The sequence below is a fragment of the Streptomyces sp. NPDC031479 genome (genome assembly GCF_055581065.1).
This window is the reverse complement of record NZ_JBVIKC010000011.1, coordinates 203220-211315: the sequence shown is the minus strand read 5'-3', so window position 1 is coordinate 211315 and position 8096 is coordinate 203220. Positions and strand designations below refer to the sequence as shown.

The following is an 8096-nucleotide window of genomic DNA, read 5'->3' as shown; positions in this document are numbered from 1 at the left end:
CTCCGCCCCAGGGCCCCCCCCCACCCCTCCCCCCCCCCCCCCCCCCCCCCCCCCCCCCCCCCCCCCCCCCCCCCCCCCCCCCCCCCCCCCCCCGGAGCGGGCGGCCCGTCGGCTGCGGCTGCTGCTGGGCCGCGGGGAGGAGGCGCTGCCCGCGATGGTGGCGGTGGCGGCGGTGAACACCACGGTGGCGGCGCTGCCGCGGGCGGTCGCCTGGTGCGCGGACGCGGGGCTGTGGGAGCAGGCCGCCGACGCGGAGCTGCGGCCGCGGCTGGTGGAGGAGCTGCTGCGGGTGACGGCGGCCTCGCCGGTGCTGCCCCGGGTCGCGGCGGCGGCGGGGACGGTCGGGGGCTGCCCGGTACGGGCCGGGGACCGCCTCGTCCTGGTGGCGCGGCACGCGGCGGGGGCGCACCGGCGGGATCCGGACGGGCGGGACCCGGCCGGGCCGGGGGTGGCGCGGCTGGTGTTCGGGGCGGGGTCGCACGCCTGTCCCGGGGCCCGGCTGGCGGAGGTGCTGCTGGGTGACGTACTGGAGGCGCTGGCCCCGTACCGGCCGGTGGTGACCGGGGCCCGGGTGGACCGGCGGGCGGCGCTGCCGGGGTGGCGTTCGCTGACGGTGGGGGCGGGGGCGTGAGGCCGCGCGTGGCGGTGACGGGGGCGAGCGGCTTCTGTGGCGGGTGGGTGGCCCGGGCGGCGGCCGCGGCGGGGGCCTCGGTGGTGTGCGTGGGGCGGCGGCCGGGTCCGGTGGGGGAACACCGGTTCTGGGACGCGGCGCGTACGGAGCCGGACCTGGCCGGGGCGGATTTCGTGGTGCACTGCGCGGCGGCCGTCGGCGACCCGGCGCCGGGTTCGCGTGCGGAGGCGGCGATGCGGGCGGTGAACGTGGACGGCACGGCGCGGCTGCTGCGGGCGGCGGCGGGGCGGCCGGTGGTGTGGGTGAGCAGCGCCAGCGTGTACGACCCGCGCCGGGGGCGGGAGCTGGTGGCCGAGGACCATCCGCGGGAGGGCCAGCTGAACGCCTACGGCCGGACCAAGGCGGCCGGCGAGGCGCTGGCCCTGGCCGGGGGTGCGGTGGTGCTGCGGCCGAGGGCGGTCTACGGGCCCGGCGACACCCAGCTGCTGCCCCGGCTGCTGTCCCGGGTCCGGGCGGGGACGCTGCTGCTGCCGGGTCCGGACGTACGGCTGAGCCTGACGGCGGTGCAGAACCTGGCGGACGCCTGCCTGGCGGCGGCGGGCTGGACCCCGGGCGCGTACAACGTGGCGGACGCGCGGCCGTACGGCCGGGACGCGGCCGTCGGCGCGGTGCTGCGGGCCCACGGGGTGCGGGCCCGGATCCGGCACCTGCCGCTCCCGCTGGCCCGTACGGCGGCCGGGGCGGCGGAGGCGGTGTCCCGCCTGACCGGCTCCGAGCCCGCCCTGAGCCGCTACGCGGTGGACCAGCTGTCCCACCCGGTGGTCCTGGACCTCACCAGGGCCCGCTCCCGGGGCTGGTCCCCGGCCCGCACCCTGGCGGACCACCTCGGCTCCCTCTCCGGCTGAACCGCCCGCACCCGGTGCGCGTGCGCCCGGGTGCGGGCGGGGCCGGGTGCGGGCGGGGCCGGGGCTCAGCCCTCGGTCGGGGTGAGCCTCAGGGAGATGCTGTTGATGCAGTACCGCTGGTCGGTGGGGGTCGGGTAGCCCTCGCCGTCGAAGACGTGTCCCAGGTGGGAGCCGCACTTCGCGCAGCGGACCTCGGTGCGGACCATGCCGTGCGAGGTGTCGGCGATCAGTTCGACGGCCTCGGTGTCCTTCGGGTCGAAGAAGGACGGCCAGCCGCAGTGCGAGTCGAACTTCTCCGTGGAGCGGAAGAGTTCGGCGTCGCAGGCGCGACAGGAGTAGACGCCCTCCGTCTTGGTGTCGGTGTACTCACCGCGGAAGGCCGGCTCGGTGCCGGCGAGGCGCAGCACCTGGTACTCGGACGGGGTCAGCTCGGCCTGCCACTGCTCGTCCGTCTTCTGGACCTCGTACGCCATGACGTTCCCGCTCCCTCAGTTCGACAGCCGGGCGAGGATCCGGGGTCCCAGATCGGTGACGTCGCCCGCGCCCATGGTCAGAACGAGATCACCGGGCTTGGCCATTCCCGCGATCACGTCGGCGACGTCCTCCTTGGAGTGCTCGGCGGTGACGTCGGCGCCGGCGGCGCGGGCCGCGGCGATGATGATCTCGCTGGTGATGCCGGGGATCGGGTCCTCGCGGGCCGGGTAGATGTCGAGGACCAGGGAGGCGTCGGCCAGCGCGAGGGCCTGGCCCATCTCCTTGCCCAGCTCCTGGGTGCGGGAGAAGAGGTGCGGCTGGAAGACGACCAGGATGCGGGAGTCCCCGGCGGCGCCGCGGATGGCCTCCAGGTCGGCGTTCATCTCGGTCGGGTGGTGCGCGTAGGAGTCGATGACCTGCACGCCGGCCGCCTCGCCCTTGAGCTGGAGGCGGCGCTTGACGCCGGTGTACTTGCCGAGGGCGGAGGCCAGGTTGTGCGCCGGGATGCCGAGGGCGACGCCGGCGGCGAGGGCCGCGACGGCGTTGTGCGCGTAGTGGCGGCCGGGCACCGAGACGGTGAAGGTGAGCATCCGGTCCTGGAGCAGGACGGTGACCTCGCTGGTCAGGCCGCGCGGCGTGATCTTGGTGATGCGGACGTCGGCGCCGTCCTCCTCGCCGTACGTGACGACCGTGAGGCCCTGCGTGCCCGCGACGCGGCGGGCGATCTCGGCGGCGCCGTCCTGGCTGTGGGCGACGACCAGGGTGCCGCCGGGGACGATCTTGGAGACGAAGGTCTCGAACGACTCGTAGATCTCCTCCATCGACGCGTAGTTCGCGTGGTGGTCGAGCTCCGCGTTGAGGATGATCGCGACCTCGGGCGCGTACTTGTGGAAGCTGCGGTCGCTCTCGTCCGCCTCGGCCACGAAGATGCCGCCCTCGCCGTGGTGGGCGTTGGAGCCGGGGGCGTCCAGGTCGCCGCCGATGGCGTAGGAGGGGTCGAGGCCCAGCGCCGAGAGGGAGACCGCCAGCATCGAGGTGGTGGTGGTCTTGCCGTGCGTGCCGGCGACGGCGATGGGGCGCAGGCCGTCCATCAGCGAGGCGAGGGCGTCCGAGCGGTGCACGACGGGGATGCCCAGCTCGGCGGCGCGGGCCAGCTCCGGGTTGTCGGAGCGGATGGCGCTGGAGACGACCACGCAGGTGGTGTCGTCGGCGAGGTGGCCGGCGGCGTGCCCGATGTGGACCGTGGCGCCGTGGGCGCGCAACGCCTGGGCGGTCTCGGAGTCACGGGAGTCGCTGCCGGCCACCTGCGCGCCGCGCTGCGCGAGGATCTTCGCGATGCCGGACATGCCGGCGCCGCCGATGCCGATGAAGTGGGGCCGTTCCATCGCGGTCGGCAGGCCGGGCTTCATTCAGGTCGCTCCAGGATCGAGGGGGTGCGGTGGGGCTGTGCCGCCCCAGCCTATTCGTTGTGGGCGAAGAGCTTGAGCACCGGAACCCCGACCTTGTGCCGCGCCCGGGAGGCCCAGTCCCGGTGGAAGAACTCCTCGACGAAGTGCGGAGCGGTCAGGACGATCACCTCGTCGGCGGACGTCTCGTCGACGACGCTCTTGAGGTGGTCGAGGGGGTGGTTCTCGATGATCTGTCCGACGGCCTTGGCTCCCTTCTTGCGCAGGGACGCGAGGGAGTGTTCGAGGGCCTGTGCGGCAGGGCCCCGGGCGGCCTCGCCCCCGGGCTCGTCGCCTTCGTGGAGGGCTTCGGGAAGCTCGCCGAGCGCTACGTCGTCGATGGCGCGGAGCAGTCGGTCCTGGTCTCCCCTGGGTTGCATGAGGACGACGAAGGAGACCTGGTCGTCTCCGTGCAGGGTGGTGACGAAGTCCACGTCCACCGTGGTCAGCGGCTGCTCGATCATCAATACGCTCGTGAACACGGACGCCCTCTCCTTCATGGGCCGGGGCCGGTCGGCCGGCCCCTGCGGAAACCATCCTGCCCCGCAGTCGCGCGGGGCCTTGCGCAGATATATGTGCCCAGGTATGTGCCCGGCGGAAGCTAAGCGGAACGACAAATTCCGCCCCTTGTTCAGATCCGACGGTAGCTCGTGAACAGGAACCCGGCCTCTTCCAGTACGACGGCGGGCGCGAGCCGGTGCGGAACCGTGACGGAGGGCCCGCCCGCGATCCGCTGGGCACCGCCCGCCGTGAGGGTCGGGGAGATCGTCAGGCACAGCTCGTCCAGCGCGTCGGCGGCCACGAACTGCCCCAGCAGCCGGGGCCCGCCCTCGGTCAGCTGGCGGCGCAGCCCGCGCGCGGCCAGCTCCCGTACGACCTGTGCGGGGTCCGCGCCCACCCCCTCGCCCGCCACGACGACCTCGGCCCCGGCGGCGGTGGCCGCGGCCACCCGGTCGGCGGGCGCGGCGGCCCCGGTGACCACCAGGGTGGGCACGAGGGGGGAGGTGAACAGGGGCAGGGTGAAGTCCAGGTCCAGGCTCGCGGTGACCACGGCGATGGCGGGGGCGGGACCCTGGCCGGCGGCCTCGCGGCGGGCCGCGAAGGCCTCCCGGGCGCGGGCCGGGCGGTAACCCTCCTGGCGAACCGTTTCCGCGCCGACGACCACCACATCGGCAAGGGCCCGCAGGGTGCCGAAGATCCGCATGTCGGTCTCGCCGGAGATCGGCTGTGAGCGCCCCTCGTGCTGGGCGGCCCCGTCCAGCGTGGAGACCATGTTCGCCCGCAGCCAGTGCGCGCCGGGGGCGAGCTCCGGATAGGCGTAGGCGTCCGCGAGCTCGTCCAGCGACCACTCGCGGTCGGCCGGGTCCGGGGAGGACGGGGCGGATGTCTGATCGGTCACAGGGAGCAGGCGTCGCATCGGTGCAGTCTGACACGCCGCGTAGAGTTAAGGGCTGTGTCAACTTCACTCTCGACCTCCGGATCTGCCCCGTCCGGGCAGCCCCCGATAGCCGACGCGGGCCCGCTGGCCCTGTGCGCCCGCGAACCGCGGGTGCCCGCCGAACGGCTGGTGGCCGAGATGGTGCCGCCCCCGCGCTTCGACTCGGTGCGCTTCGACACCTACGACCCGGACCCGGCCCAGCCCAGCCAGGCCGAGGCCGTCACCGTCCTCAGCGGCTTCGCCGCCGGCCTGGGCGGGGCCCACGCCACCGGCGCGGGCAAGCGGCGCTGGTTCTCGAAGAAGCCCGCCGCGCCGGCCGCGGGTCCGCGCGGGGTCTACCTCGACGGCGGCTACGGCGTCGGCAAGACCCACCTGCTCGCCTCCCTCTGGCACGCCACCCCGGCCGAGCCCGCGCTCAAGGCCTTCGGCACCTTCGTGGAGCTCACCAACCTGGTCGGCGCGCTCGGCTTCCAGCAGACCGTGCAGACCCTGGGCGGGCACCGGCTGCTGTGCATCGACGAGTTCGAGCTGGACGACCCGGGCGACACCGTGCTCGTCTCCTCCCTGCTGAGCCGGCTGGTCGAGCAGGGCGTGGCCCTGGCCGCCACCTCCAACACCCTGCCCGGCAAGCTCGGCGAGGGCCGCTTCGCCGCCGCCGACTTCCTGCGCGAGATCCAGGGGCTCTCGGCGCACTTCCGGCCGCTGCGGATCGACGGCCAGGACTACCGCCACCGCGGCCTGCCCGAGGCCCCGGCGCCGTTCACCGACGAGCAGGTGGCGAAGGCCGCGTACGGGACCCCGGGCGCGAGCCTCGACGACTTCCCGGGCCTGCTGGAGCACCTGGCGAAGGTCCACCCGAGCCGTTACGGGGCCCTCACCGACGGCATAGCGGCCGTCTGCCTGACCGATGTCGGCCCGGTCCCGGACCAGTCGACGGCGCTGCGCCTGGTGGTGCTCGCCGACCGGCTGTACGACCGCGAGGTGCCGGTCCTGGCCTCCGGGGTGCCCTTCGACCGGCTGTTCAGTGAAGAAATGCTCAACGGCGGTTATCGGAAGAAGTACTTCCGAGCCATATCGCGGCTCACCGCGCTCGCCCGCGACGCGAAACCCCTGGTGTCGCAGTAGGTTTGGCACGGCCGGGCGCTCTGGCGGCCCGGCCGTTTCCATACCTTCGAAGGGATCCACCATGGCCACCACGCGCTCGTCCCACACCGTCTGGGAAGGCAACCTGCTCAAGGGTGCCGGCACCGTCTCCCTCGACTCCTCGGGCCGGGGCTCGTTCGAGGTCTCCTGGCCCTCGCGCGCCGAGGCCGCGAACGGCAAGACCAGCCCGGAGGAGCTGATCGCCGCCGCCCACTCCAGCTGCTACTCGATGGCGCTCTCGCACGGCCTCGACGGCGCCGGTACCCCTCCCACCCGGGTGGAGACCAAGGCGGACGTCACCTTCCAGCCCGGTGAGGGCATCACCGGCATCCACCTGACCGTGCGCGCCGAGGTGCCCGGTCTGGACGCCGAGGGCTTCGCCGCCGCCGCCGAGGACGCCAAGAAGAACTGCCCGGTCAGCCAGGCGCTGACCGGCACCACGATCACCCTGAGCGCCGAGCTCGTCTGATCCGCGCCCGTCACCGGGCCCCCGCGCCGTCCCCACGGGGGCCCGGTGGTGTGACGTCCGGCCCTGCCGTAAACGTCCGATTGCCACATAGTCATATATTTTGCGTACGTGACCCTTTCTGTACGCAAAGTGGCGGCCGTGGCCGCGCTCAGCGCCGCCCTCGCGGGATGTGGGGGCGGCGCCGGCACGCCGCGGGACGGCGGCCAGGCCCGCATGGGCACCCACGCGGCGTCCGGCCCGACGGCCGCGCCCGCCTCCCCCTCCGCACCCGCGTCCCCGCTGCCCGGCGCCCCGGGCCGGGCCCCCACCCTGGCCCCCGGGCCGAACGGCCTGACGCCCGTCTTCGAGCGCACGCGCCAGCGCGCCGACAAGGCCGTGGCCCTCACCTTCGACGCCGACATGACCTCGGACCAGGGGCCGCGGGCCGCGTCCGGGGAACACTTCGACAACCCGGAGCTGATCTCCACCCTCCGCCGGCTCCGGGTCCCCTCGACCGTCTTCATGACGGGCCGCTGGGCGGAGGAGTACCCGGACCAGGCGAAGTCCATCGGCACCGACCCCAACTTCGAGATCGCCAACCACTCGTACAGCCACCACGCCTTCAAGTCCCCCTGCTACGGCCTCCCCACCCTCGACGGCGACGCCGCCCGGTCGGACGTGGAGCAGGCCTTCGCGGCGTTCAGGAAGGCGGGCGCCGTCAACACGGTGCCCTACTTCCGCTTCCCGGGCGGCTGCTACGACGACGGGGCGCTGCGGGCCCTGGCGCCCGCCAAGGTGACCGCCGTGCAGTGGGACGTGGTCAGCGGCGACGCCTTCGCGAAGGACCCCGACGCGGTGGCCGAGGAGGTCCTGGCCGGGGTCAAGCCCGGCTCGGTGGTGGTCATGCACTGCACCCGCAGCGCGGCCCCCGTCACCGAGGAGGCCATCCGGAAGATCGTCCCGGAGCTGCGCAAACGGGGGTACCGCTTCGTGAAGGTGTCCGAGCTGATGGGGAAGTGACGATTCATCCGGAGCAGGCGGTGCGCTGCGCCTCCTGCCACTCGCACACCGGGCACAGCACCACGCCCGGGGTCGCGACCCCGTACTCGGTGGGCTCGCCGCACTCCAGGCAGTCGGCGTACGGCGGCCCGGGTACCCGTCCGGCGGGCGCGGCGGGCGCGGGGCAGTACGAAGCGTCCGGCTGCGGCCGGTCCTGCTGCGGCCGGTCCTGCTGGGGCTGGTCCATACCCCCGAGCGTACGCGGGCCGGTGCACCGCGGGGGGCCGCCGCGGGAGGATCCGGGCCGCACCCGGCCCCTCGCGCGGCGCGCTCCCGCACAGAGCCGGCCTCCCCGCCGTTGCCGGACGGGGCTGCTCGGGTCCCGCCCCTCCTCAGCAGGAAAACGGCATCCGAAGCGCTTCGGCCAGCCGTTCCGCCACATCGGCCGGGATCGGCCCGAGGTGTACGCAGGGGGTGCCGTCGCGGCTCACAACGGGACGCACCGTGTTCCGCGTCGCCTCAGGCACGTCGAGCGCGGCCAGAGCGGCCACGAGGGCTTCCCGCGCGTCGTCCGCCCGCCTGTGCGCGCCACGCCAGGTCTGCATGTCCATCA

Annotated in this window: 11 protein-coding genes; 5 read left to right on the top strand and 6 right to left on the bottom strand. The window is 74.4% G+C overall.

Annotated features, from left to right (window positions below; all coding sequences use genetic code 11):
- The first annotated feature begins 154 nt into the window (after positions 1-154).
- Positions 155-631: a cytochrome P450 family protein gene (locus ACZ5D2_RS15500; RefSeq protein ID WP_468929529.1), complete on the top strand. Its 477-nt coding sequence runs from the start codon at positions 155-157 to the stop codon at positions 629-631.
- A complete protein-coding gene (locus ACZ5D2_RS15495) occupies positions 628-1536 on the top strand; it encodes an NAD-dependent epimerase/dehydratase family protein (RefSeq protein WP_371676126.1) in 909 nt (302 codons plus the stop codon). Before ACZ5D2_RS15500 ends, ACZ5D2_RS15495 begins: the two co-directional genes overlap by 4 nt.
- Before the next feature lie 65 nt (positions 1537-1601).
- On the opposite strand, the gene msrB is transcribed toward ACZ5D2_RS15495, so the two are convergent.
- The 4 genes from msrB to ACZ5D2_RS15475 form a co-directional block, all read right to left on the bottom strand.
- Positions 1602-2009, bottom strand: a complete 408-nt coding sequence (gene msrB / locus ACZ5D2_RS15490; protein ID WP_266843290.1) for a peptide-methionine (R)-S-oxide reductase MsrB — start codon at positions 2007-2009, stop codon at positions 1602-1604.
- A 15-nt stretch (positions 2010-2024) separates the two neighbouring features.
- Positions 2025-3419: a UDP-N-acetylmuramate--L-alanine ligase gene (gene murC / locus ACZ5D2_RS15485; protein WP_371676127.1), complete on the bottom strand. Its 1395-nt coding sequence runs from the start codon at positions 3417-3419 to the stop codon at positions 2025-2027.
- 50 nt (positions 3420-3469) lie between these two features.
- Positions 3470-3955 (bottom strand): indole-3-glycerol phosphate synthase, encoded by a 486-nt coding sequence (locus ACZ5D2_RS15480; RefSeq protein WP_371676128.1) that lies wholly within the window; start codon positions 3953-3955, stop codon positions 3470-3472.
- A gap of 131 nt (positions 3956-4086) precedes the next feature.
- Positions 4087-4872: a pyrimidine reductase family protein gene (locus tag ACZ5D2_RS15475; protein WP_371676129.1), complete on the bottom strand. Its 786-nt coding sequence runs from the start codon at positions 4870-4872 to the stop codon at positions 4087-4089.
- A 36-nt stretch (positions 4873-4908) separates the two neighbouring features.
- Here ACZ5D2_RS15475 and zapE point away from each other — a divergent pair, with 36 nt between their 5' ends.
- From zapE to ACZ5D2_RS15460, 3 genes are all read left to right on the top strand, one after another.
- Positions 4909-6018, top strand: a complete 1110-nt coding sequence (gene zapE / locus ACZ5D2_RS15470) for a cell division protein ZapE (protein ID WP_371676130.1) — start codon at positions 4909-4911, stop codon at positions 6016-6018.
- 61 nt (positions 6019-6079) lie between these two features.
- Positions 6080-6505, top strand: a complete 426-nt coding sequence (locus ACZ5D2_RS15465) for an OsmC family protein (protein WP_266843285.1) — start codon at positions 6080-6082, stop codon at positions 6503-6505.
- A gap of 108 nt (positions 6506-6613) precedes the next feature.
- Positions 6614-7504, top strand: a complete 891-nt coding sequence (locus ACZ5D2_RS15460; protein ID WP_371676131.1) for a polysaccharide deacetylase family protein — start codon at positions 6614-6616, stop codon at positions 7502-7504.
- 4 nt (positions 7505-7508) lie between these two features.
- Here the strand turns inward: ACZ5D2_RS15460 and ACZ5D2_RS15455 are convergent, their stop codons facing one another.
- Together ACZ5D2_RS15455 and ACZ5D2_RS15450 are read right to left on the bottom strand one after the other, a co-directional pair.
- Positions 7509-7730: a hypothetical protein gene (locus ACZ5D2_RS15455; protein WP_468929519.1), complete on the bottom strand. Its 222-nt coding sequence runs from the start codon at positions 7728-7730 to the stop codon at positions 7509-7511.
- 145 nt (positions 7731-7875) lie between these two features.
- Complete coding sequence (locus tag ACZ5D2_RS15450) at positions 7876-8094, bottom strand: hypothetical protein (RefSeq protein WP_371676133.1); 219 nt, start codon at positions 8092-8094, stop codon at positions 7876-7878.
- Positions 8095-8096: the final 2 nt, after the last annotated feature.

Coding starts and splice junctions, on each gene's coding strand:
- ACZ5D2_RS15500 (WP_468929529.1), top strand. CDS start 155: ATGGTGGCGGTGGCGGCGGTGAACACCACGGTGGCGGCGCTGCCGCGG.
- msrB (WP_266843290.1), bottom strand. CDS start 2,009: ATGGCGTACGAGGTCCAGAAGACGGACGAGCAGTGGCAGGCCGAGCTG.
- murC (WP_371676127.1), bottom strand. CDS start 3,419: ATGAAGCCCGGCCTGCCGACCGCGATGGAACGGCCCCACTTCATCGGC.
- ACZ5D2_RS15480 (WP_371676128.1), bottom strand. CDS start 3,955: ATGAAGGAGAGGGCGTCCGTGTTCACGAGCGTATTGATGATCGAGCAG.
- ACZ5D2_RS15475 (WP_371676129.1), bottom strand. CDS start 4,872: ATGCGACGCCTGCTCCCTGTGACCGATCAGACATCCGCCCCGTCCTCC.
- ACZ5D2_RS15465 (WP_266843285.1), top strand. CDS start 6,080: ATGGCCACCACGCGCTCGTCCCACACCGTCTGGGAAGGCAACCTGCTC.
- ACZ5D2_RS15455 (WP_468929519.1), bottom strand. CDS start 7,730: ATGGACCAGCCCCAGCAGGACCGGCCGCAGCAGGACCGGCCGCAGCCG.
- ACZ5D2_RS15450 (WP_371676133.1), bottom strand. CDS start 8,094: ATGGACATGCAGACCTGGCGTGGCGCGCACAGGCGGGCGGACGACGCG.